At 59.8% G+C, this 23,375-nt stretch carries 25 protein-coding genes and 1 pseudogene; 13 read left to right on the plus strand and 13 right to left on the minus strand.

Going from position 1 to position 23,375, the window contains the following annotated elements:
• The first annotated feature begins 271 nt into the window (after window positions 1-271).
• Window positions 272-967 carry a Crp/Fnr family transcriptional regulator gene (locus tag ASD45_RS00185; protein WP_056909635.1) on the plus strand — a complete coding sequence of 232 codons (696 nt, stop codon included), beginning with the start codon at window positions 272-274 and terminating at the stop codon, window positions 965-967.
• On the opposite strand, the gene ASD45_RS22810 is transcribed toward ASD45_RS00185, so the two are convergent.
• The 6 genes from ASD45_RS22810 to ASD45_RS00210 all read right to left on the minus strand — a co-directional run bounded on the left by ASD45_RS22810 (window position 943) and on the right by ASD45_RS00210 (window position 4,002).
• Window positions 943-1,164, minus strand: a complete 222-nt coding sequence (locus tag ASD45_RS22810; protein ID WP_082540899.1) for a DUF1858 domain-containing protein — start codon at window positions 1,162-1,164, stop codon at window positions 943-945. The two genes, ASD45_RS00185 and ASD45_RS22810, sit on opposite strands and share 25 nt — an antisense overlap.
• Before the next feature lie 93 nt (window positions 1,165-1,257).
• A complete protein-coding gene (locus tag ASD45_RS00190; RefSeq protein WP_056909636.1) occupies window positions 1,258-1,482 on the minus strand; it encodes a hypothetical protein in 225 nt (74 codons plus the stop codon).
• Complete coding sequence (locus tag ASD45_RS00195; protein WP_056909637.1) at window positions 1,479-1,811, minus strand: metal-sulfur cluster assembly factor; 333 nt, start codon at window positions 1,809-1,811, stop codon at window positions 1,479-1,481. The genes ASD45_RS00190 and ASD45_RS00195 overlap by 4 nt, the downstream gene beginning before the upstream one ends.
• Window positions 1,811-2,332 (minus strand): DUF2249 domain-containing protein, encoded by a 522-nt coding sequence (locus ASD45_RS00200; RefSeq protein ID WP_056912504.1) that lies wholly within the window; start codon window positions 2,330-2,332, stop codon window positions 1,811-1,813. Before ASD45_RS00200 ends, ASD45_RS00195 begins: the two co-directional genes overlap by 1 nt.
• Window positions 2,333-2,351: 19 nt before the next feature.
• Window positions 2,352-3,692, minus strand: coding sequence for a hypothetical protein (locus ASD45_RS00205; RefSeq protein WP_082540543.1), 1,341 nt, complete (start codon window positions 3,690-3,692; stop codon window positions 2,352-2,354).
• 61 nt (window positions 3,693-3,753) lie between these two features.
• Entirely contained in the window at window positions 3,754-4,002 is a 249-nt protein-coding gene (locus ASD45_RS00210) for a DUF2249 domain-containing protein (RefSeq protein ID WP_056909639.1), read from the minus strand.
• A gap of 239 nt (window positions 4,003-4,241) precedes the next feature.
• Here ASD45_RS00210 and ASD45_RS00215 point away from each other — a divergent pair, with 239 nt between their 5' ends.
• From ASD45_RS00215 to ASD45_RS00250, 8 genes are all read left to right on the plus strand, one after another.
• Complete coding sequence (locus ASD45_RS00215; protein WP_056909640.1) at window positions 4,242-4,700, plus strand: pseudoazurin; 459 nt, start codon at window positions 4,242-4,244, stop codon at window positions 4,698-4,700.
• A 208-nt stretch (window positions 4,701-4,908) separates the two neighbouring features.
• Window positions 4,909-7,200: a NosR/NirI family protein gene (locus ASD45_RS00220; RefSeq protein WP_082540544.1), complete on the plus strand. Its 2,292-nt coding sequence runs from the start codon at window positions 4,909-4,911 to the stop codon at window positions 7,198-7,200.
• Between the two features lie 12 nt (window positions 7,201-7,212).
• Window positions 7,213-9,144: a TAT-dependent nitrous-oxide reductase gene (gene nosZ / locus ASD45_RS00225; RefSeq protein ID WP_056909641.1), complete on the plus strand. Its 1,932-nt coding sequence runs from the start codon at window positions 7,213-7,215 to the stop codon at window positions 9,142-9,144.
• Window positions 9,141-10,463 (plus strand): nitrous oxide reductase family maturation protein NosD, encoded by a 1,323-nt coding sequence (locus ASD45_RS00230; RefSeq protein ID WP_056909642.1) that lies wholly within the window; start codon window positions 9,141-9,143, stop codon window positions 10,461-10,463. Before nosZ ends, ASD45_RS00230 begins: the two co-directional genes overlap by 4 nt.
• Window positions 10,450-11,349 (plus strand): ABC transporter ATP-binding protein, encoded by a 900-nt coding sequence (locus ASD45_RS00235; protein WP_056909643.1) that lies wholly within the window; start codon window positions 10,450-10,452, stop codon window positions 11,347-11,349. The genes ASD45_RS00230 and ASD45_RS00235 overlap by 14 nt, the downstream gene beginning before the upstream one ends.
• Window positions 11,346-12,176, plus strand: coding sequence for an ABC transporter permease subunit (locus ASD45_RS00240; RefSeq protein WP_056909644.1), 831 nt, complete (start codon window positions 11,346-11,348; stop codon window positions 12,174-12,176). The genes ASD45_RS00235 and ASD45_RS00240 overlap by 4 nt, the downstream gene beginning before the upstream one ends.
• On the plus strand, window positions 12,176-12,736 hold the full coding sequence (locus ASD45_RS00245; protein ID WP_056909645.1) for a nitrous oxide reductase accessory protein NosL: 561 nt from the start codon (window positions 12,176-12,178) through the stop codon (window positions 12,734-12,736). Before ASD45_RS00240 ends, ASD45_RS00245 begins: the two co-directional genes overlap by 1 nt.
• A gap of 9 nt (window positions 12,737-12,745) precedes the next feature.
• A complete protein-coding gene (locus ASD45_RS00250; protein WP_056909646.1) occupies window positions 12,746-13,750 on the plus strand; it encodes an FAD:protein FMN transferase in 1,005 nt (334 codons plus the stop codon).
• A gap of 53 nt (window positions 13,751-13,803) precedes the next feature.
• On the opposite strand, the gene nirK is transcribed toward ASD45_RS00250, so the two are convergent.
• Window positions 13,804-15,852 carry a copper-containing nitrite reductase gene (nirK, locus tag ASD45_RS00255; protein ID WP_056909647.1) on the minus strand — a complete coding sequence of 683 codons (2,049 nt, stop codon included), beginning with the start codon at window positions 15,850-15,852 and terminating at the stop codon, window positions 13,804-13,806.
• 117 nt (window positions 15,853-15,969) lie between these two features.
• On the opposite strand from nirK, the gene ASD45_RS22815 reads away from it, so the two are divergent.
• Entirely contained in the window at window positions 15,970-16,512 is a 543-nt protein-coding gene (locus ASD45_RS22815) for a DUF488 domain-containing protein (protein ID WP_082540545.1), read from the plus strand.
• A gap of 334 nt (window positions 16,513-16,846) precedes the next feature.
• Here the strand turns inward: ASD45_RS22815 and ASD45_RS00260 are convergent, their stop codons facing one another.
• The 5 genes from ASD45_RS00260 to ASD45_RS00270 form a co-directional block, all read right to left on the minus strand.
• The gene (locus ASD45_RS00260) at window positions 16,847-18,031 is read right to left on the minus strand and encodes an exodeoxyribonuclease I (protein ID WP_156380652.1); all 1,185 of its coding nucleotides are present in this window, start codon (window positions 18,029-18,031) and stop codon (window positions 16,847-16,849) included.
• A gap of 136 nt (window positions 18,032-18,167) precedes the next feature.
• The gene (locus ASD45_RS22820) at window positions 18,168-18,845 is read right to left on the minus strand and encodes a ribonuclease T2 (protein ID WP_082540546.1); all 678 of its coding nucleotides are present in this window, start codon (window positions 18,843-18,845) and stop codon (window positions 18,168-18,170) included.
• A gap of 62 nt (window positions 18,846-18,907) precedes the next feature.
• On the minus strand, window positions 18,908-19,192 hold the full coding sequence (locus tag ASD45_RS22825; protein ID WP_082540547.1) for a GlsB/YeaQ/YmgE family stress response membrane protein: 285 nt from the start codon (window positions 19,190-19,192) through the stop codon (window positions 18,908-18,910).
• 35 nt (window positions 19,193-19,227) lie between these two features.
• Window positions 19,228-19,806, minus strand: coding sequence for a YidB family protein (locus ASD45_RS00265; RefSeq protein ID WP_056909649.1), 579 nt, complete (start codon window positions 19,804-19,806; stop codon window positions 19,228-19,230).
• A gap of 84 nt (window positions 19,807-19,890) precedes the next feature.
• Window positions 19,891-20,247: a DUF3597 domain-containing protein gene (locus tag ASD45_RS00270; protein ID WP_056909650.1), complete on the minus strand. Its 357-nt coding sequence runs from the start codon at window positions 20,245-20,247 to the stop codon at window positions 19,891-19,893.
• Window positions 20,248-20,408: 161 nt separating this feature from the next.
• Here ASD45_RS00270 and ASD45_RS00275 point away from each other — a divergent pair, with 161 nt between their 5' ends.
• Window positions 20,409-20,771, plus strand: a complete 363-nt coding sequence (locus ASD45_RS00275) for a DUF3606 domain-containing protein (protein ID WP_056909651.1) — start codon at window positions 20,409-20,411, stop codon at window positions 20,769-20,771.
• Window positions 20,772-21,160: 389 nt separating this feature from the next.
• A complete protein-coding gene (locus ASD45_RS22830) occupies window positions 21,161-21,649 on the plus strand; it encodes a hypothetical protein (protein WP_082540548.1) in 489 nt (162 codons plus the stop codon).
• A 129-nt stretch (window positions 21,650-21,778) separates the two neighbouring features.
• Here the strand turns inward: ASD45_RS22830 and ASD45_RS00280 are convergent, their stop codons facing one another.
• Entirely contained in the window at window positions 21,779-22,366 is a 588-nt protein-coding gene (locus ASD45_RS00280; protein ID WP_056909652.1) for a hypothetical protein, read from the minus strand.
• 293 nt (window positions 22,367-22,659) lie between these two features.
• On the opposite strand from ASD45_RS00280, the pseudogene ASD45_RS22835 reads away from it, so the two are divergent.
• A pseudogene (locus ASD45_RS22835) lies at window positions 22,660-23,281 on the plus strand (trimeric intracellular cation channel family protein).
• Window positions 23,282-23,375: the final 94 nt, after the last annotated feature.

A 23,375-nucleotide genomic window follows, 5' to 3' on the forward strand; every position in this document is an offset into this window, starting at 1 on the left:
CTTGCCCAGCCGACAAACCGCTCCGCGGTTAGCTTCCATGATTGTTTTGAACGCTTTATTTTAATATCTCGATACCGAAATTCAAGGCGACCAGTAGTCAGAATTATCCGTGTGCCCGGAAGCGCAGAGCTCTGGATTGACTCGTGCCACGCTCAACAAGTTTCGTTAGCGAATTGGCCGAAAATCTCGACGGCCGTCCAGTGTAAAGTTTCTTCTACCCTCGTTTGGCTCGATTCGGTATGCAAGAAGCGCCAAAGCGAGTGTCGCCTATATGTCTGAATTGGACCAATCCCTAGTCTCTGGGTTCCCCTTGTTTAGCGGTCTGCAAAAGGCCGATCTGGACGAAATCCTGAGAGAGGCACACCCATTGCATCGACCCAAGAACACGGTGGTGTTCGAACAGGGCGAAGATGCGCACTCCTTCTTCGTGCTACTGCATGGGCACGTGCGTGCGACGAAGATGACGCCGAATGGCCACCAGATTGTCGTGCGCTACGTCACCCCCGGTGAGACTTTCGGCGTCGCCGCCGCGCTCGGGTTGGACGCTTACCCGGCTACGGCGACTGCGGTCGATGACAGTCTTGTTCTGGCTTGGCCGTCGGCCTCGTGGCCGCGACTGTCGGCGAGATATCCGGTATTGGTGGCGAAAACCTTGCAGACCGTGGGCGAGCGTCTCCAAGACTCGCATACCCGGATTGTCGAGATGTCGACCGAGCAGGTCGAACGGCGCGTGGCTCGGGCGCTGCTGCGTCTCATCCGCCAAGCGGGACGCAAGACGGACAAGGGCATCGAGATCGATTTTCCCATAAGCCGCCAGGACATCGCCGAAATGACCGGGACGACGCTTTACAGCGTTAGCCGCGTCCTGAGCAGTTGGGAAGGGCAGGGCATCGTCGAGGGCGGACGCCAGAAAATCCTGGTGTGCAATCCGCATAAGCTGGCTCAGATCGGAGACGAAGTTAGTTGAACCGCTCGGGCTCTGTTCAAGGCGGCGAGGAATGTCGCCGTTTCGATTCCGTATTCCTCGCAGGAATCACGAATAGTGTGGAACGGCGCGATAGGACAGCCCACGCAGCCCATGCGAAAGTCAAGAAACACGCGGATCGTCGCCGGCCACGTGTGCATCACATCACCCACGAAGCTCTCGGATTGGATGTCTTCCATGTCGCCTGTCATGAAGAAGAGCGTAGCTGGCCGAAATGGTAATTTGTTGCGCGAGAGCAAACAGGTCCTCATTTCGGCGCTGCACAAACGGCCTCAAGGATCGGGCGTCTGGCCGGCGTAGCGGTGCAGGAACGCATTGAAGGCCTTCCATGAGGTCGGCGAATTTTCGCGCAGAGCGGCGCAGGCTTGCCCCGCAAGCCGGCAAGCGGCTTCAATCTGGCCGAGTGCCGCAAGCGCCTTTAGACTCTCCAGAAGAAGCTTCTCAAGCTGCGGCGGAATGGGTTCGGGCGGATCGATCGAGACTCGATGCGCAGTCATGTGTCGTTATCCGGACCGAAGCCGAGTTGCACGCGGGCCGAGGCCGTCATCATTTCCGGCGTCCAGGCGGGGTCGTAAGTGAGCGAGACTTCGGCGGAGGTTACGCCAGGGACGGCAATGGCCGCTTCGCGTGCGCCGTCCTTCAGGAATGACGACGCCGGGCAGCCACGCGTCGTCGTCGTCATGAGGATGCGCGCGCGGCCGCAATCGTTGACGCCGATGACATAGACCAATCCGAGGTCGACAATGTTGAGACCGAGCTCGGGGTCGATGACAAGGCGTAGCGCGTTTTCGATGCGCTGGCCGAGTTCCTCCTGAGGCGCCACCATCAGGAAGCCTCCGGTCGTCCGACCCGCACCAGAACCTTGTAGGTGGTGCCGTCCGGCTCAAAGCCGCCACGCCAGGTATGACCGCGCTTGGCGAGCTGCGGAAACAGGAAGACTGGCTCGCGGCAGAGCAGGGCGCTCAGCACGTCGCCGGGCTGCATGGTCTCGAGCCCGGCAAGGATGCGCACCATCGGCTCCGGTGGATCGAGGTCGCGATTGTCGAGATTGCGAACCGGGCTTGGCCACGGCTCATCGCAAGCGGCGCCTTTCGGCGCGGCTGTTTCCACCACCAAATCCGCGGGGGTGAGCAGCACCTCCCAGTCGCCGCCGTCGATTTCCTTGGCATCATGGGTAAAGCCTTTCGAGCCGAGCACGTGCAGCAGCGGTGTCGGCTTGAATGTCGCGTAGAGCCGCAAGCCTTGGCCGGGCGTGAGTGCATTCACGGCGGCCATGATCTCTCCGAAGGGCTCGCCGCCGGCCCTCAGGGTCGGCCGCACGTCAACTTCCACAAATTCTGTCATGATCATCTCCTCAGTGAGGGGGCTATGAAGAAAGCAAAGCCAGTCTCTGCGTCAGTTGTGGCAGCCGCATTTCCGGTTTGACGTCGAGCATCAGGCGGATGCGCACGATGTGCATTGCGACGCCGACCGTTCCGGCGAGCATCAGCGCCGCTGACAGGCGAAACCCGACGGGCGCCTCGAGCAACAGACAGGAGGTCGCGCTCCAAACGGCTGTGAAATAGAGCCAGAACCATTTGGCAGCCCGCGACTCGACAACCAGGTCCTGAACGCGTGGCGTCGCGGTTTTGCCGAGCACCGGGCCGTAGCATTCCAGCCAGGTCAGGAAGGCGACGATTTTGTAGAGCTTCGCGAGGCCGAGGCCCGTGAGCCAGCCGAAGACCGCCAGGAAGACGACGGCTCCGATCTGGGCCTCGAAGCGGCCAGCGGCGGCCAGAACGATCGACAGCAGGAGAACACCGCCAAGACAGACGAGCGCGACGGCGGCCATGCGAGCGTTGAGCTCGATCTTACGGCGTTTCCGGGCCTGGTACAGATGCAGGACATCTCTGCCATAACGTACCAGTGCGAAGGATCCGATTAGACTCGCGGCAAGGAGGATGGCGCCGGGGTCCCGACCGAGGCTGATCGCGCCGGCTCCACCCAATATGGCGAGTGCCAGCGCCGCCGTGCCGAAATTCAGAACTGCGCGCGATCGGGCCGTTTCGGCTTCCGGCGCCAGCATGAACATGGCGAGTAGCCGATAGCTGACGCCGATCGCGGTAAATGTCAGCCAGCCGGCGAGGCCCGCTGTTGCGTGTACGGGAATTCCGTAAGCCGCCATGTCACCGAGCGATGTGGCGCCGGTCGTGCCATCGAGGACCAACGCAAAGATGATGCCGAGCGCAACTGTGGCCGCGGCGCAGAGCAGGCCAATCGTAACGAAACGCGCCGCAAGCGGTAGCGGTCGCGCTCGCCACAAGGAGCGGCCAAGGTTCCACAGCGCCAGTGCGAAGCCTGTGCCGAGCAGGGCCGCCGCGGCAGTGAGACAAGAATGCGGCGCGGGAATGCGGCCCCCAAGCTGCAGAAAGCCGCCAAGCAGCGCGAGCAAACCTGCTACGAGCAGCACGAGGGTCGGCAAGGGCAGGGTGTTGCTGTAGATCGGCTTGGCGATCAGCACCGGCACAAACTGAAATAATGCGCCGAGCATCAGCAGGCTAAGCCAGCCGATCGCGATGAGGTGGACGACGACGAGCGATTCGGGACTACTGAGCGCGGCGGCGGGAAATCCGAATCCAGCCGCCATCAGCGCTTCACCTGCCAGTAGGCACGCCAGCGCAGCGGCGAAGTAGGACATCGACCAGCGGGAGAGGGTAGCGCCGATCACGAGGGCCGTCTTTCAGGTGAGGCACCGGCGGCGGGCCGCCGGCGCCGGTGGGTGGACGGGGTTATGCGGCCTTCTGCTGTCGGCCGATCTCGACGCGCCAGACCTCCGGACCGCGCTCGAGATAGGTCCAGGAGAACTGGCGCGGGTATTCGGCCTCGAGCTGGTAATAGAGCGGCTTCGGATCGTGATCGTTGACCAGGACGAAGGCGCCGCCGACCGCGAGTTGATTGACCAGTTCGAAAATCTTGCGATGCCGTTGGGCGGGCACGAGGCTTCGGACGTCGACTTCGCCAGGCGAGGATTGGGTCATTCAAGTTCTCCTTCGATTGATTCCAATTTGCAGGTGTGCCGCCGGGGCGTGACTGAAGCGGATGCTTACCGCTCACGCGTCGGGGCAGCGCGGATGCATCATTGATCGCAGTCAGCCTCGGCGAGTTTGCGCCAGCGCAAAGAAAACGCGCGACGTTGGCCGCACATACGCTCCCGTCGGCCTGAGGAGACCGCGCATCCTGCACGGGCGCCGCCTAGGGCGACGAAGAGGAGCGAAAGATGAGACTTGCGAAAGTTCTGCTTGCCGCGAGCGTGATCGTGCTCGCCAGCGGCGTTGCGGCCGGAGCGGCCGAATATCAGGTCCAGACACTGAACATGTCGGCCCACGGCATGTTCCAGTTTGAGCCGCAGCAGCTGAAGATTCAGCCGGGCGACACCGTGCACTTCATCGCCAAGGACAAGGGCCATAATGTCGAATCGATCGAAGGGATGCTGCCGGACGGTGCGACGCCGTTCAAAGGCGGCTTCGGCCAAGATCTCACCGTCACCTTCACGCAGGCCGGCGTGTACGGCATCAAATGCGCGCCGCACTACGGCATGGGCATGGTCGGCCTGATCGTGGTCGGCGATGCTGCCGTGAACCTGCAGAAGGCGGAAGTGGTCAACCACCCCGGCAAGGCCAAGCCGACCTTCGCGGCGCTCTTCAAGGCGATCGGCACGCAAACCGCGCAGCACTGACCTCCATACCCGAATCGTAAAATGGAACCTGGGCGGAGGACGAATAGCTCGTCCTCCTCAACCCGTGCCGTGGCGCGTTTGCCCGTTCAGCGGACCGGCCCATGGCCGAATGTATCGTATTGCGATGGATCAAGGACGCACACTGGTCCTCGCGGCAAGGTGCCGTCCGGCCGTGCCAAACGGCCGGCAACTGCCGGAATAGCATTCGATGATCCAAGAAATATGGCGTTGCAAGCACAGCCTGTGGGGCGCGCTGGTCGTTTGCCTGATGCTTGCTGCGACGGCGCTGCCGGCGGCGGCGCAGGGTACACCAAGCCGGCTTGCCGAGTTTCTCCAGCACCTCCAACCGCACGATATCGACCCGGCGGCGGATCAATTCGGCGCGGTGGCCGGCGCGGTGCCGGCGGCGCCACTGCTGCAGCAGGGCAAGCTTGTCGGTTACGCGTTCCTGAATTCCGACATCGTCGATTCGACCGGTTATTCAGGCAAGCCGATCAACATCGTGGTTGGCCTCGATAACGAGGCCCGCATCACCGGGGCCAAGCTCGTCGAGCACCATGAGCCTATCTTTCTGGTCGGCATTCCGCAGAGCAAGGTGGAAAAGTTCATCCACGACTACATCGGCCGCAGCGTGCTCGCTGCCGACAGCGAATCGGGTTCCGCAGCGGATATCGTCAGCGGTGCCACCGTCAGTTCGATGGTGATCGGCGACAGCATTACGCGCGCGGCGATCAAGGTGGCGCAAGCCTACAAGCTTGGCGGCGGCGCAGCGGCCGTCGCGACGGCAGAGCCGGTGTCACGCAAGATCGACCCGGGGAAAATCCTGTCGAAAAGCTGGGTCGAACTCACCGGCGATGGATCGGTGCGCCGCTTGCTGCTCACCAATGACGATGTCAACAAGGCCTTCGCCAAGTCCGGCAATACCGCCGCCATCGCGCGTCCGATACAAGGCGAGCCCGACGCGCCGTTCGTCGATCTCTACGTCGCGCTCGTGAGCGTGCCGAGTATCGGCGAGAGCCTGCTCGGATCGGCCGCATATAAAAATCTGAAGAAACGTCTTGGCGATGACGGCCAGGCCGTCCTCATTGCCGGCGCCGGTTCGTATTCGTTCCGCGGCTCGGGCTACGTGCGCGGCGGCATTTTCGATCGCATCGAGGTCATCCAGGGCCAGACCAGCATTCGCTTTCGCGACCGCGATTACGAACGCGTGGGTTCGCTGACAGCCGCCGGCGCGCCGGAATTTCCAGAGATTGGCCTGTTCTTTCTGGCCAAAGGACAGCAGTTCGATCCGGGCAAACCGTGGCGCTTGCAATTGCTGGTGCAGCGGGTGACGGGCGCTCTGGACAAGGCATTCCTCAATGTCGGCGTCGGTTATTCGGTCCCGGAGCCATACTTACTTCCGGTCGAAACCGCGGCGCCCGCTGCGCTGGTCCCGGTCACCGCAGGCGCGGCGGCCCAGCCGGCATCGGCCCAATTTGCGGCGCCCTCGGCAGGCGAACCGCTGTGGTTGAAGATCTGGCGAGGCAAAGCGATCGACATCGCCATCCTGCTTGTCGCCATCCTGGTGCTGACCGGCATCTTCTTCTTCCAGGACGTGTTGGTGAAGCGGCCGAAGCTGTTCGAGCGTATCCGGATGACCTATCTGGCGTTCACGCTGCTGTGGCTCGGCTGGTACCAGCACGCGCAGCTCTCCGTGGTCAATGTCTTCACCTTCTTCCAGGAGCTACGCGGCCACTTCCAGTGGGAGCATTTTCTCAACGACCCACTGATCTTCATCCTGTGGAGCTCGGTCGCGGCTGCCCTTCTGTTCTGGGGGCGCGGCGCCTATTGCGGCTGGCTTTGTCCCTTCGGTGCTCTCCAGGAGTGGATGAACAAGATCGCGCGCTGGCTGCACGTGCCGCAGCTGAAGGTGCCGTTCGGGCTGCACCAGCGGCTCTGGCCGATCAAATACATCATCTTTCTAGTGCTTTTCGGCGTGTCGCTGGGGTCATTAGCGCTCGCGGAAACCCTCGCCGAGGTCGAACCGTTCAAGACCGCGATCATCCTTCATTTCATGCGCGACTGGTGGTTCGTGCTTATCGCTGTCGCTTTCCTATTGCCGGGGCTTTTCGTCGAGCGCTTTTACTGCCGGTACATGTGCCCGCTGGGTGGTGCATTGGCGATACCGGCGCGCGTGCGCATGTTCGATTGGCTGCGACGTTATCGCGAGTGCGGATCGCCCTGTCAGCGCTGCGCGCAGGAATGCCCGGTCCAAGCGATACACCCTGAAGGGCAAATCAATCCGAATGAATGCATCCAGTGCATGAACTGCCAGGTGCTTTACCACCATGACCAGAAGTGCCCGGTGATGATCCAGTTGCGGCTCAAGCGCGAGAAGTTCCACGCGCTGTCTTCGCCGTCGATGAGACCAGGCGCCAGGACCGCGCCTGCCTTTCCCCCTGCCACCGCCGGCGAGAAATCGCTGGACAAGACCGAGGTGCGCCTGCCGGCCACCGATTAAAGGAGCAAACCAATGAAGGATCACGATAAGAATGAGGACGGCCTCAGCAGGCGCAAGTTACTCAAGCGCGGGACAAGTGCTGTTGCGCTGACCGGACTGGCGGCTGGCGGCGGCACGGCAGGCATGCTGGAGCTTTCGCAGGCGGCGCTCGCCCAACAGGCGTCGCGGCGACCGGGCGGCTCGGTTGAGGTGCGGCCCGGTGACCTCGACGAATATTACGGCTTCAGCAGCAGCGGCCAATGCGGCGAGATCCGCGTGATGGGCATCCCGTCGATGCGCGAAATCATGCGCATTCCCGTGTTCAACCGTGACAGCGCCACCGGCTGGGGCCTGACCAACGAGAGCCGCAAGGTTCTCACCGAGGGCCTGTTGCCTGCAACGCGCAAGTTCCTCGAAACGCGCGGCGGGTCCTTCGTCAACGGCGATGCGCACCATCCCCACATGTCGTTCACTGACGGCACGTATGATGGCCGCTACATCTTCATCAATGACAAGGCCAATTGTCGCGTGGCGCGCATCCGCTGCGACGTGATGAAGTGCGACAAGATCATCGAAATTCCGAACGCCTCGGACATCCACGGCCTGCGGCCACAGAAATATCCGCGCACGGGCTACGTCTTCGCCAACAGCGAGCACATCGTCCCGATTCCGAACGACGGCAGCGTACTCGATGACCCGAAGCAATATTGGTCGGTGTTCACTGCGATTGATGGCGACAGCATGACCGTCGCCTGGCAGGTGCTAGTCGATGGCAACCTCGACAACTGCGATGCCGATTACGAGGGTAAATATGCCTTCTCCAGCTGCTACAATTCGGAACGCGGCGTCACCCTGGCGGACATGACGTCTGCCGAACGCGATTGGGTCGTGGTGTTCGACATCAAGCTCATCGAGCAGGCGATCGCCAAGGGCGATTTCAAGACGATGGGCGGCGTCAAGGTCGTCGACGGGCGAAAGGGGGCGCCGTACACCCGGTATATCCCGGTCGCCAACAATCCCCACGGCTGCAACATGGCGCCGGACGGCATCCATCTGGTGCTCGCCGGCAAGCTGTCGCCGACGGTCACGGTGATTGATGTGCGCCAACTGGCCGACGTGTTCACCGACAAGATCAAGCCACGCGATGCCGTGGTCGCCGAGCCGGAACTGGGTCTCGGACCGCTGCATACGGCTTATGACGGCAAGGGCAACGCCTTCACCACGCTGTTCATCGACAGCCAGGTGGTGAAATGGAGCATCGACAAGGCCAAGCGCGCGTACAAGGGCGAGAAGGTCGATCCGATCATCGAAAAGATCGATGTACACTATCAACCGGGTCACAATCACACGTCGATGGGCGAGACCAAGGAGGCGGATGGCCGCTGGCTGATGTCGCTGAACAAGTTCTCGAAGGACCGCTTCCTGCCGGCCGGTCCCCTGCATCCCGAGAACGATCAGCTCATCGACATCTCCGGCGCCAAGATGGAGCTGGTTCACGACGGCCCGAGCTATGCCGAACCCCATGACATCTGCATCGTGCACCGCTCCAAGGTGAGCCCGCTGCGCGTGTGGAAGCGCGATGACCCGAGTTGGGAAGAGGCACGGAACTGGGCAGCCAAGGACGGCATCAAGCTGGAGGAGGGCGCCAATGTCGTTCGCGACGGCAACAAGGTGCGTGTTTACATGTACTCGGTTGCGCCGGCCTACAGCCTCGAGAAGTTCACGGTCAAGCAGGGCGATGAGGTCACCATCTTCGTCACCAATATGGATGACGTGGAGGATCTGACGCACGGCTTCACCATCGTCCGCTACGGCGTGATGATGGAGATCTCGCCGCAACAGACCGCCTCGGTGACGTTCGTTGCCGATCGTCCCGGCGTGCATTGGTACTATTGCCAGTGGTTCTGCCACGCCATGCACATGGAAATGGCCGGTCGGATGATCGTCGAGCCACATAAGGCATGAGGCAAGCGTACACCATAGCGCTCAGGCGACTTGCCGCGGCGTTCATCGCCGCGGTCGTCGCTGCCTGGCTGGGAACGGGCTGCACCCTTGCGGCGACAGTTTCGGTAACGGCCGGCGGCGAGCGCTTGCGCACCGCCATTGCTGCCGCTGCGGTCGGCGATGTCCTCCAGCTCGAGGCGGGTGTCCACGACGGCCCGGTGGTCGTCGACAAGCCGCTCACGCTGGAGGGCCGGCCTGGCGCGGTGGTCGATGGCGGCGGCCGCGGTCGCACCATCGAGGTGGTTGCCCCGGGTGTCACCGTCCGTGGCCTTGGCGTGCGCGGCTCCGGTATCGACCACGAAATGGACGCCGGCATTTACCTGGAACAGAGCGCCACCGGAGCGAAGGTTTTGGACAACACCGTCAGCGACAATCTGGTTGGCGTGTATGTCCACGGCGCGTCCGGTGCGATCGTGCGCGGCAATACGATCGTCGGGCGTACCGATCTGCGGCTCAACGACCGCGGTAATGGCGTCTATGTCTGGAACGCGCCGGGCGCGCAGGTGATCGACAATGACATTTCCGGGGGACGCGATGGCATTTTCACCAATACGAGCCGCCGCAACGTGTTTCGCGGCAACCGGATCCACGGTGTCCGTTTCGCGGTGCATTACATGTACACGAATGACAGCGAGGTCAGCGCCAACGTCTCGGTCGGCAATCACGCCGGCTACGTCATCATGTTTTCGGACCATCTGAAGATTCACGGCAACGTGTCGCGCGGCGACCGCGATCATGGTCTGCTGCTGAACTATGCCAACGACTCGCGCATTGACAGTAATGTGGTCAGCGGCAGTCAGAAGTGCGTGTTCATCTACAATGCCAACAAGAACGACATTGCCGCGAACCGCTTCGAGAACTGCGCGATCGGCATCCATTTCACGGCTGGATCGGAGCGCAATGCGGTCAGCGGTAATGCCTTCATCAACAATCAGACCCAAGTCAAATACGTCGGCACCCGTTCGATCGACTGGTCGGTAAAGGGTCGCGGCAATTACTGGAGCGACAATCCCGTCTTTGATCTTAACGGCGACGGCATTGCCGACGCCGCCTACCGGCCCAATGATCTCGTGGACCGCGTTGTTTGGGCTTACGGCGCCGCGAAACTGCTGCTGAATAGCCCGGTCGTTGAAGTCCTGCGCTGGGCGCAGTCGCAGTTTCCCGCCTTGCATCCCGGGGGCGTCGTGGACAGCGCGCCATTGATGACGCCGCCGCAAGTCGGCCCGGCAACCGAAACGGCACGCCTGAAGCAAGGGGAGGCCGCCAATGACCGTCGTTGAAGCCCATCACGTCAGTCGCCGTTACGGCGCGCAATTGGCGGTCGACGATGTCACAGTCACGTTCCAGTCGGGCCAGTGTACGGCCATCGTCGGCCATAACGGCGCCGGCAAGAGCACGCTAATCAAGATGCTGCTGGGCTTGGGGCGGCCGACGGCGGGCCGGATCACCATATTCGGTGAGGATCCCACCGCCGGAAACCGCCGCTGGCGCAGTCAGGTCGGGTTTCTCCCGGAGAATGTTAGTTTCCCGCCCAGCCTGTCGGGGCGCGAGACCCTCGACTTCTATGCCCGCCTCAAGGGCCAATCGACTGCCGCGAACGGGGACCTGCTTGATCGCGTCGGTCTGAGCGCCGCCGCGGCCAATCGGCGGGTCTCGACTTATTCGAAGGGCATGCGGCAGCGGCTGGGCCTGGCGCAGGCGCTGCTCGGCAGCCCGCGACTGCTCGTCCTCGACGAACCGACAAGTGGTCTCGATCCGAGCTCGCGGCAAAGCTTCTACGCGATCCTGCGCGACCTCGTCGCCGACGGCGCCGCCGTCCTGTTGTCGTCTCACGCGCTGGAGGAAATCGAGGGGCAGGCCGACCGCATCGCCGTAATGAGTCACGGCCGTCTGATGGCTTTCGGGAGCCTCGACGAATTGCGCGGGCTATCACAACTCCCCGTCCGGATCCAACTGCGCGTCGCCAACGGTCACGCCGCGGCGCTGGCTCACTCACTCGGTGTGCCGGCGACTGTGCAGGGGCATGACATTGCGCTGTCCTGTATGGCGACGGCAAAGATGGACGTGCTGCGTCGCGTCGCATCCTGCGAAGAGGTCGTCGACTTCCATGTCCAGCCGCCGAGCCTCGATTCACTCTACGCGTGGTTCATGGAGGTCGGGCGATGACAGCGGTGCTCACCGTCGCCGCTGGCGAAATTCGTTCCGCGCTGCGCAATCGCTGGGTGTTGTCGGCGACGCTGGTTCTGGCCGCTCTGGCGCTCAGCCTGGCGCTGCTCGGCAGCGCGCCGACCGGAACCGTCGGCGTCGCACCGCTCGATGTGACCGTGATCAGCCTGACCAGTCTGACGATATTCCTGGTGCCGCTTATCGCACTGCTGCTGTCGCATGATGCTATTGTCGGCGAAAGTGAGCGCGGCACATTGCTTCTATTGCTATCCTATCCGCTCTCGAGATGGCAGGTGATCACCGGCAAGTTCATCGGCCATACGGCGGTCGTCGTTATCGCCGTGACGCTCGGCTACGGCAGCGCTGGCCTGATGATCGGCTGGCTGTTCGGCGGCGTCGACTCCGAGAGTATAACCGCTTTTGCCGCGTTGATCGGTTCGTCAATCGTGCTTGGCGCAGCATTCCTAGCGCTGGGCTATCTGGTCAGCGTCTGTGCTCCTCAGCGTGCCACTGCGATTGGCGTCGCCATCGCGATCTGGTTGGTGCTGGTGCTCGCTTATGATGCGGCACTACTTGGCATCCTGGTTGCCGACACGAGTCGTTCGATCCCGGCCGAACTGGTGCAGGCGCTGCTCGTCCTCAATCCAGCCGATGCGTTCCGATTGTTCAATCTGGCTGGGCTCGGCAGGGTCGGAACCCTCTCCGGCATGGCGGCCGTCTCACAGCAGGCTCATGCCGGCGACGGCCTTTTGATATCGATGCTGATCCTGTGGACCGCTCTGCCGCTACTGGTCGCGGCGGTGGTTTTTCGCCGGAGGGAAGTGTGATGCGCCGCGCAGTGGTTGGAATACTCCTGATCCTCCTGGGCGGCGGCCTTGCCGGCTGCGATCGCGGGTCGGCCGACTTGCCCCACCCCATGGAGCCGACGGCAGAATCTACCTCGCATTTCTGCGGCATGCTTTTGGCCGAACATGCCGGGCCGAAAGGTCAGATATTCCTCAAGGGCCGTGCGCAGCCGATCTGGTTCAGTTCAGTTAGCGAGACTGTCGCTTTTACCTTCCTGCCCGAGGAGCCCGCGGGGGTGGCTGCCATTTACGTGAACGATATGGGGCACGTGGAGAACTGGGACCGCCCGAAACCCGGTACATGGGTGGAGGCGAGGCGCGCCTGGTTCGTGCTCGGTAGCGACAAACGCGGCGTGATCGGCATGGGCGATATACGGCGGGAGCCTATCCCATTTGCAGAGCAAGCGGCCGCCCAAAGCTATCAAGCCGACCACGGGGGACGCATCCTGCGATTCTCCGAAATTCCACAAGACGCAATCTTGGGGAGCGGTAGGGAAGCGGACAGCCGCGAGGGCGTCGGGTTCGCACCACCGGCCCACTGAGAGGACGATATGAATAGAAAAGTCACGCGTCGCCGATTTATCCGTATTGCAGCAATCGCCGGAGGTACTTCACTTCTCCCGAGTATAGCGTTCGCGCGCTCATCGTCCGCAGGACTGCGGCAATGGCGGGGCATTGCGTTGGGGGCCGACGCTTCGCTGCAGGTCTTTCATCCCGACCCTGCCGCAGCCGACCGGCTCATCGCCGCGTCACTGGACGAGGTGCTACGCCTAGAGGGCATCTTCAGCCTTTATAGACAGGACTCTGATCTCGCGCGCCTAAACCGGGACGGCCGTCTTGATGCGCCCGCGCCCGAAATGGTCGAACTCTTGTCGATCGCCGCTCAGTTCTCCCGCCTCACGGCGGGTGCCTTCGACGTTACCGTGCAGCCGCTGTGGGAGCTCTACGCGAAGCATTTTTCTTTACCAAACGCCGATCCTGCCGGGCCGACCGAAGCGGCACTAGCAGCAGCGCGTGCTCTTGTCGGCTACGAAGCACTCGAAATCGATGCAGCAAGGGTTTGTCTGTTGCAGCCCGGCGCCAAAGTTACGCTTAACGGGATCGCCCAAGGTTACGTTACCGATCGCGTCGCCGATGTTCTGCGGGCCGCGGGTTGTGAACACACCCTGGTAGATATGGGCGAAATCCGGGCCATCGGGGCTCACCCAGCTGGTCGGCCTTGGGATGTGGCAATTCGCGACCCGCGAGACGGGTCGCGCACGTTCGCCGGGCTGCAGCTGGACAACATGTCGGTTGCGACATCGAGCGGCATGGGCACTCCGTTCGACGCCACCGGGCGATTCAATCACATCTTCGACCCATCTAAGGGTACCTGTGCTTCAAAGTATCTGAGCGTGTCCGTCAAGACTATGCGCGCGACCTCTGCCGATGCACTTTCGACGGCCCTTTCTCTCATGCCGACAGAGGCCGCCACGAGCGTTCTCCAAGCGACTGGCGGGGGCGAAGCCTTATTCTGGGAGAAAAGCCGAACGCTGACCAGCATTCAAGTCGCCTAGACCACAACCCGCCGGGCGTGCCCTGTTGCGATTTTTTCGAACCCACAATCCAGTTAATGTCCCGATCCGGGCTCTATCTTGCCATCGTAGATCTCAGAATTCGGCGGACCTTCGACATGTAGAATGCCAACAAGGCCGCGCTCGGCGCGTGACAGAGCGTGGTCTACTAGCGTGTAATTTCCGGGTACGTCGACTTTGAATTCTGTGATCACGGCGCCGCCGGCGGGAACTGTAACCGTCTGGACGCCACGCAACGGTTCGCTAAGCACGCCACCGAGATTATAGACCTTATCAAATATTTCCCCAATCACGTGGAATGACGAAGTATGGTTGGGACCGCCGACACCGAAGAATATTCGAACAGTATCACCGACTTTGGCCCGAAGGGGATGGAGGCGGGAAAGTGCGCCAACTGAGCCGTTGAACACGAAATATTCGGGACGTTCGTTGAGCAGCTTTTCGACGTTAAATTCCTGGCTGCCATGCTGGCCAAAAGCGCCTTCGGTATAAATCTCGCCTTGCATGACATAAAACTCATGATCAACCGCAGGCAGACCTTCTTCTGGTTCGACCAGAATTAGTCCATACATTCCGTTTGCGATGTGATGCGCGACCATCGGTGTAGCGCAGTGATAAACGTAAAGACCCGGCGTCAGAGCCTTGAACTTGAAGCTCTTCTCCTCGCCCGGATTGGTCTGCGTCGACACCGCGCCGCCGCCTGGTCCGGTCGCGGCGTGAAAATCGACCGAATGGACCATGGCGCTGTTATCCGCATTCTTGAGATGAACTTCTACAGTGTCGCCTACCCGGACGCGCAACATTGGACCGGGCACCTTGCCATTAAAAGTCCAATAGCCGAACGTAGTGCCCTCCGCGAGACGACCCTCCAGTTCTACGGTCACAAGGTCGACCCGAACGGTCTGCGGCTCGCGCTTGCCGATTGGCTTTGGAACGTCAGACGCCACATGCGAAATGTCGGCCTCGGTGACTGTTTGCGGAGGCGGCTGTGGCGTAATGAGGAATTGGCCCTCCATTCCAGCGAGCCGGTGTCCAGGCACGCTACAGAAATAGACGTAATCGCCAGCCTTGGACGCGACAAAGGCTATATTTGTGCTGGCGCCCTTGCCGAAGACGTGCGGTGAGCTTCCGGCCGGTCCCTGACTGTCGAAGACAATGTCGTGCTCTGCGCCCTCGCCGTTGATCAGGGTAACCTGAACCAACTGCCCCTCGGCAGCCGAAAGTACAGGATTAGTCTGCCCATCAATTGTCCCACCGATCCCGATGAAGACCATGCGGCCCTCGGCAATACCCGAGCGAAGCGTGTACCGTATAGCGGGGATGTAGCTCGTGCCGGTGTCACGGCCCGAAGGAGTTGCAGCCTGGGTCGACGCTTGCGGCAGCGCAGGCACGGACTTCGCCGGTTGGGCTTGGGCGGTGGCAGACGCTGGCCCTGACGTAGGGGACGACGCGGAAGCAGCAAGATATGCAAGCAACCCCTTCCGTTCATTCTCAGTCTTCAACCCAGGAAAAGGCATCTTATTGCCGGGCACAACCTTCTGCGGGTCGGTTAGATAGGCATCAAGCGTCTTTTCATCCCATGTAAGCGCAATCGATTTCATCGCTTGGGAATAGTTGTAGCCTTCGACGCCAGCAGTCTTCTTGCCGATGATGTTTGCCAAGGATGGTCCGATACCGTTCTTTCCGGCTTGGAGCGAATGACAAGCTTGGCATTTGCGAAATACTTGACTACCTGCAGTCGCTTCCGCGGATAAGGTGGGTTGCGGCGACGCGGTTCTCGGTCCGGAGACGGTCGGTCGTTTCGGCGCAGACGGCTGTTGAGCCACAGTGTGATGTTCAGTTGCCGTGGCAGCGCCCGCGGACGTTAGGGCCGTCCGTTCGGTTGCGCGGGTCTCAGGAATTTCTTTACTGCCTTTGCCGGTTAACGTTTCTCGGGAAGGCAATGTTGATTGATTTTCAGAGGCAACCGGTGCTTCGGACGGTCTTCGCTGAACGAGTGAGGTCGCCGCAAATCCGCCGATCAAAAGCGCCAGCCCAATAATCAGAATGAACCACTCGCGAATCCGTGCAAAAACCCATTCCATTCGGTGACCTCATCGTATTCGATCGCTCCTACCGCCCTAGCACAAACCAATTAAGTTCAATAGAGTTTCGGACATGCGACCTAGTTGGCATCAGGATGACTCTCAGGCCCATGCGCGATGAATCCGTTCTTCACAATTGGCCATTCGACGCGTTCCGTCGTCGAATTCGTGGAATTGTTGCGCAGCGTCAAAGTCACGCTTGTTGTTGACGTCAGGACCGCACCACGCTCGCGGACGAATCCACAATATAACATTGATGTTTTGCCAAATACGCTGGCGCCGCTTCAAATTGGGTACGAACACATAGCGGAACTTGGCGGCCTTCGTGGGATCGAACGCAACGTCCCATCAAGCGTGAATGCTTTCTGGCAGAATAGGAGCTTTCACAACTATGCCGACTACGCCTTAGGCAGCGAATTCCAAAATGGTCTTATTCGACTGAGCGAGCTCGGCCTTCGGGAATGCTGCGCCATCATGTGCTCAGAAGCCGTCTGGTGGCGGTGCCATCGGAGAATAATTGCCGATTACTTGCTGGTCGCCGGCCGATCCGTCTTCCATATTATGGGACCGGCAAAGGTCGAGCCGGCCAAGCTGACAGAAGGTGCGCAGCTCTCGGCGATAGGCTTAACATATCCCGCGGCTACTCGAGGAGAGAATTAAACGTTGGGCATCCGACTAGCTTCCCGAAGCTCGCATGCTTTCGCAGCGACCGGCGGAGAATGTTAGTTTCCGGTTTCTCTCTCTCCGCCAATACTTTTTGGCTAACCGCCGCTTGCACCAACTTTGCCGGCAAAAATCGCGCCGTCTTTGCGAGATTTTCGAGCCGGCCGTTGAACTGTCGAATGCGGCTAGCTTACTAATTCCGTTCTCAGGAGCGCCGTTTTCTCTATGGCTCTGTACTTTCGCCCCCAGTAACGGTTTCGGAAACCTCCGGAAGCTAGGCACTTTATCAAACGCGGTGTCCGCCGAATTTGGTATATCTGGCCGATCTAATTCACAGGCCTGTCATTCTATTCAGCTGCTGATGCGCAGCAAACTCCTCCCGGAGCGCCCGCAGCCGTCCGTATTCCGATGGCGTGGAGTTCGCCAACAGTCCGTCGACTTCCACAAGCGCCTCTGGAAGTGTCATCCATGGGAACTCGCTCTTGGCGCCGCGCACTCGGCGCCTGACCTCTTCGTCAAACGCAAGACGATCACCGGGCCGCAAAAGTTCGGGCCGCTCGAAGTAGACGATGCGCCTGCCGAGCCGGCGGAACCGCGGGTCCGAAAGTCCCAAGGCGATGTCGAGCCTCGCCTCCCATGCCGCCTCATGAAACTGCCTGCACGCGGCGAGGTCGTCATTAGAGGGCCAACCGGTGCCGTATATCTGAAGTTCGACGTGCTCGGACGGCGGATACGTCCGGTCGGTCGTGCGCGCCGCAGCAACCAGCCGCGCAACGAATTCCTGGTCTGACTGAACAGCCTGGGCCGACCTCATGAGTTCATCTTCGTCGGCGGGCTCCAAATTGGCTACGCCGATTTCCCAAAGCGGCGAGACGAACGGAGAGGCGTTCACCTTCAGGCGACGGATCGGTGACGTGGATTTCGTCTGGACCGCTTCGGCAAGTTCGCTCTCGGTGAGCCTTCGCAGAGCGCCGATGTCATGCGTAAGGTCGAGACAGTAGTGGATGTTCGTGTCCAGCGCGCTGATGCCGATACGCGTGAGTGGCCGTACGCTTCGCGTGCCTTCAAAGTCGTCGAAATAGCCGAACGCCGGCTCCTCCCGGATGAAAGCAATAACCGCCTGCTTGGAGGCAAAGCGCATGAAGCTCGACCAGATGTCGGGAGCTCCTTCTCGCACGCGCTGGCAGAGCTGAAGGGTAAGCTCGACGTCGCGCATGGCGTCGTGCGCGCCCCCGGGAGCGACCCCGTTCGCGGCGGCGAGATCGGCAAGGCGGAACACCTGACGCCCTTCCGGGTCGCGCGGCACCTGAAGTACACCCGGGCGCAGGCACGCGACGGCGCGCATCATGTTGAGGACATCCGCGCGCGCGTTGTTGTTCGTGTTCGTCAGAAACGTCGGGTGTAGGCACTGATAGAACGCCTGACGGAGAAACTCCTCGTCAAAGCGTATGGAGTTGTATCCGAGAAACAGCGCGGGCGACCAATCAGCCAGCGTCCTCTGGATCTCGCAGACCATTTCGTAGTGCGAAGGCCGGCGGGGATCGGTTATGTCCCGAAGCGACGTTCCGGTGAGCAGGAGTGCCTTCGGCGAAGGCACGACGTAGGGCAGCCGGCATTGGTCGGGCAGCGTGATATCGTACCGAGTCTCAACGCTAAAATAATCTACCCCCACGGACCGGCGGCATTTTCAGTGTTTCGGTACGGCAAGAACGTTGATTGTTACGTGAGCACTCGCGGAATTTCAAATCTCGGCTGAAGCAGATGCGCACCTCCCGCAGCCGCGTACGGTCGCAATCGATGGTGATACCAGTGGGGGCTAGTCCTTCATTGGCGTTGATAAAGGCATTGACTACTTGGTTCGGAGTAACCCTCAACGGCACCGTAGTATCGGCATACTGCGATGGGATTTTCACGTTTGCCCGCGCCTTGCGAACAACATCAAAATATTCGCGCGCTTCAAGGCCAGAGCAGGTGCCGTGCTGATCCCATTCATGAAATATAAGCCCCGGTGCCGGCATTAAATCGAGCATGCTCGTCATAATTCTGCGGTCAAGTCGGGGTGGTGGCACCTGGCAGGACTCAGGGAAGCCCCGTTCATATTGTGGCCACAAGCCATGCACCACGAATGAGTAAGGGCGGGGACCGCATTGCTCGCGGCGGGCATTACCAGTTGCGGTCTCGCAGAATGACGGCGACCAAGATAAAGACAAAACGTAATAGTCAAATTGCCCTGGCGCATTTTGCCGATTGTCTTGGGCCCAGGCTGCGCCGAGCATCAGTTCGAACGCTGCAATAAGGAACAGGATCCTCATTCCGGAGAAGCGGAACATCGGCCAGGCACCTGTTGAATATAAGTTTGTAAGTCTAAAGCTATGTGCGCACAGCAGTCGGATTATATTCGAGGACCCGCACCGGGATCGGAAATAACCCGGTGAGCGACAAGTCGATTCCATACAAACAAGACGATTAGAGCGCCAACCGTCGCGCCGATGAATCCAGCTCCTTGGTCAGGACGGTACCAACCAATCGCCTGACCAATGAATGTTGCGAGAAATGATCCCGCGATGCCAAGGACCACCGTGAGAATAAATCCTGATGGATTGTTGGGACCTGACGACAGTAGGCGCGCGATAATTCCCGCAACGCCGCCGATTATAACGATCCACAAGATGCCCATGATAAAACCTCTAAAATGGTTGTTGAGCGTCAGTGTCAGATCAGACGTGATGCTTCGTGTTCAGTTGGAAGACGCCCGTTCGGGGTCAACTGATTGATCAGCTCCGGCAAGTGCTGACTGAGACTCGCGATTAATTCATCGCGTGACATTCCGCTATGCGCCATGAGCGTCTTGATCTGGTCTTCACTGAGCACTTTTGACAAATCGTCCGGAGAAATACCCTTGTTTGGTCCTGCGCCGACCCAAGACTGAGCGACATCGCTCTGTCCGCCCTGCTGAAATTGCTTGAGCAGATCGCTCAGCCCGCCACTCAACACGCTTCCGGCAGCCCCGCCGGCAAGCAAGCCACCCAGCGGACCCTGGAGCAAACTGCCAAGCCCGCCGGAAAGCATGCCGCCAAGCCCGCCACCGGACGGATTGGCAGAGGGAGGAGCATTCGGACTGGTCGTAGCAGGATTGGTTTGGCCAGGGCTCAGTTGCTTGATTGCTTTGTAAGCCAGAAGGCCCATCAGGGCTATGGTGACCGGCGACATGCCGCTACTGCTAGCGGGAGTGCTTGTAGAGTTGCCACGCGGCCCATTTTGCATGCCGTTGAGGATGTCGAGAAGTCCCATGTGTCCCTCCTGCCTATCGTTTATCGTCTATTCCTAAACCGCCGCTTTGCGAACGACGGCCTAGGATAGTTGCGGACCAAAATATCAGGTCTTGATGTCTGCAGGGAGCGTACCGCCGTTGGCGGCAAGCTTGCCCATGATTTGCTTATGCAACCAGATATTCATGGTGGCGGAGTCGTTCGTGTCGCCAGTGTAGTTCAATTCCTTGGCGAGCTCTTTACGGGCGGTCAGGCTGCTGTCGAGACCCAGCGCCTTCATCAGATCAACGATGGAGGTTCGCCATGCGAGTTTTTCACCTGTTGCCGCCGCCGCTTTATCAACGATAGCTGCGACGTCGACCGGCTGTGCTGGAGCTGCGGCCGGTGCTGCTGCGGGCGACGCGCTCGCTTGCGGTGAACCGTGCCCAAAGATTGCTCCCATAATGCTTCCGAAAATTCCCATGGTCGCTCTCCTTATTGTTGGTTATTGGCCGCCACCAATTATTAACGCATATTTCGTGTCAATTGGTCAAATTGGCGACGCGGGCGCTTTGCAGCCCGCCGCAAAGGTGCAACCATTGCCAAATCGAGTTGTTTTTTATTTTAATTCAACTGGAGGCCAAAATGGCGGATAACAAAGCGAAGCGTCGCGGCACCGACAGCAAGCTGATTGCCTTGCTTGAGCCTTACGAGGTTCGGTACTGGTCCAAGAAACTCAAAGTAACGCCGGCCAAGCTCAAATATGCCGTGAAGAAAGTCGGCCATTCGGCAAGGAAGGTTGAGGCTTACATCAAACTTCAAAAGCACAAAGCGCGTGACAAGGCTTTGATCGCGCTGAGCCAGCCTTACGAAGTCCGCTACTGGTCCAAGAAATTCAAGATCACGCCGGCAAAGCTCAAAGCGGCAGTAAAAGCTGCTGGCCACTCGTCGAAAAAAGTTGCTGCCTATCTAGCGAAGAAAAGGACAACGAAGCGCAAGAAGAAATGAACTGCTACTGGAATTGAAATTGGCGGTGCCAAACTACCCCCGGCTACGTTCAGAACAGATAAGCGGGGTTCTCATTGGCGGCCCAGTGTCCCGCAGGCCATGTCCGTCTCCGAATACGGATACCCACACTGCTTTAATGGCTCCACATTGGGATTGGTTTTCTGAGGGTTGAGTTACGGCTCAACCTTTTCGAGCTCGTTACGGTTGGCCGTCGTTTGGTAGTCAGCCGATGTTTGCCTTAAGCCTAGCACTAGTCTCACGATGCAAATGGGCGCGTAACGTTGGTGCTATCCTGAACATGCGGTTCGCCCGTTTCCTTTGCGAGACGTTCATGCGACATTCAGTTCGGCTAAATTAATGTCACCAAATAACCTTCAGGGAGTTGTGCCATGAGAATGCTATATGCGGTCGCCCTCTGCGCGACTGTCGGCCTTATTGCTGCATCGCCTTCAGCGCATGCCCAGCAAAAGACCGTCAAGGCATGCGAGGATGAATGGAAAGCCAACAAGGCAGCAAACCAAGCGGCTAAAATTACCCAAAAAGCATATGTGGCTCAGTGCAGAACGGGCGCTGCAGCTCCTGCCAAACCAGCCGCAGTTGCTCCTGCAGCCACAGCCCCTGCCAAGCCAGCTGCAGTTGCTCCGGCAGCGACAGCACCTGCCGCACCGGCGGTAGCGGCCCCCGTCGCAACCAGACCGGCAGCTCCAGTTTCGGCGGCTACCGATAAACCAAAGGATGGAACCGCGGCAATGCGTGCTCGGCAAAAGGAATGTGGCGCGGAGTGGAAAGCCGATAAAGCCGCCGGCAAGACTGGCGGTTTGACATGGCCGAAATATTGGAGCGCTTGCAATACACGTAAAAAAGCTGCGGGAATGTGATCGCCACTTAATTTGCTATCAAATTCAGAGGTCGCCTGAGTTGGCGGCCTCTTCTATTTAAAGCACGCGATGTCGCATTTTGGCACTTGGCGGATACCATGGCTGCGTTCTAGCGAGATGCCGAACAGTTTATGCCAGCAAGCTAGCCAGAATCGCGCGGGCATCCTTGACGTTCTTCGAAAGCCGCCGCTTTCGATTCCCCGTCAGCTTGAACAGCACCTGTGTGGAACCCATTAAATATTCAACGAAATCGATCGCGGTACTTATGATCCGAGGCAATCCAGCAACCTCGGTGCTCCAGCCCATCGGCGTGAAATGAGAAAAATTATTTCGGAATTCTGCGTGGAGCCTTATTACGTCCTTTAGTTGCTCCTCTGTGACCACCAATGGCTCATCTTCCATTAGTAACTTGTCCTGGCACCGCGCCAACAAGGTCTCAAATTCCGCCAGCCATTGGGTTGGCATCGTGCCTGCCCGCGTGTCGTGCCATTCAAGCGTTTTACGCGCGGACTTATCAGCTAGAACATTTACACTTGAGGTGTCGTTTAAAGCGCAAACCATTGATCCTTGAAGCGCATCATGGGCGGCGACAATGACCCATTTCCAATACGCTGGCTGTTTTCGAACTAGCCCAGCAACAAGCGCTAAAAGGTCTAGCGATGAAAGAACGTCCTCGATCTCGTCGAAACGCAGGTAGTGTTCGCTGTCGGTGGCCATAATCGGATTGACCCGCCCCCACTGAGTGGTCCGTTTGGCATGTTAGTTTAGGGATTGCATTTGCGCCACCGGTTTGGTTGAGACCAGACTAGGGCCTCAGGTGCCGTCGGCCGGTATCCCAGCGAAGAAAAGACGCTGTGGGCCATAAGCCGGCATCTTTCATCGCGCGGTCTTTACTTCGAACAATCCCGCAGTTCTGCCTAGGGGGGGGCCGACAATCGCACGCGATCCGAGGAGTTCCGATAGGATGCATGTCGGTCTCTCCTGCCGTTGCAGATTTATGGGGTGTAATCGTGTTTCAAACCGCAGTGGCGTTTCTTGATTGGTGCGGAGTGATCGTGTTCGCGATCTCGGGCGCTCTTGTGGCTTCGCGAAAGCAAATGGACATAGTCGGATTCGTGTTGCTGGGAACGGCCACAGGGATCGGCGGCGGAACACTCCGTGACGTTCTGCTCGGAGCTAGTCCGGTATTCTGGATCAACGCACCCATTTATCTGGTCGCGTGCGTAACTGTTTCTAGCGTTGTGTTCTTCACAGCTCACATCCCGCAGTCCCGGTACCAGTTTCTACTTTGGTTTGATGCGCTCGGCCTCGGCATTTTTGCCGTCGTCGGAGCTGAGAAGGCGCTATTAATGGGAGGCGGCCCGACGGTTGCCAATGGGAGTAATCACAGCCACCTTCGGCGGTATTTTGCGGGATCTACTTGGAGCGGAAAACCCGGTCGTGCTTAGCCGCGAAATATACGTCACGGCAGCCCTCGCCGGCGCCGCGAGTTTCGTAGCCGGTTCTGCTGCCGGCATGCCTCGCGAAGTCGCCGTTGTCGCGGGACTACTCATCAGTTTGGTAATGCGCGGCGCCGCCATACAGCGCGGCTGGTCATTGCCCCGTTACAAATCACGCCCTGACAGTAAATGAGACCGCTTGTTCATTGGCTAAGGCCGACGCTAGCACTTGGACGCCGCCACGCCACGCGACGAAAGCCCGGCCATGGAGGCTCGCATGTGGCGCA

This window comes from Pseudolabrys sp. Root1462 (assembly GCF_001426945.1).
GTDB lineage: Bacteria > Pseudomonadota > Alphaproteobacteria > Rhizobiales > Xanthobacteraceae > Pseudolabrys.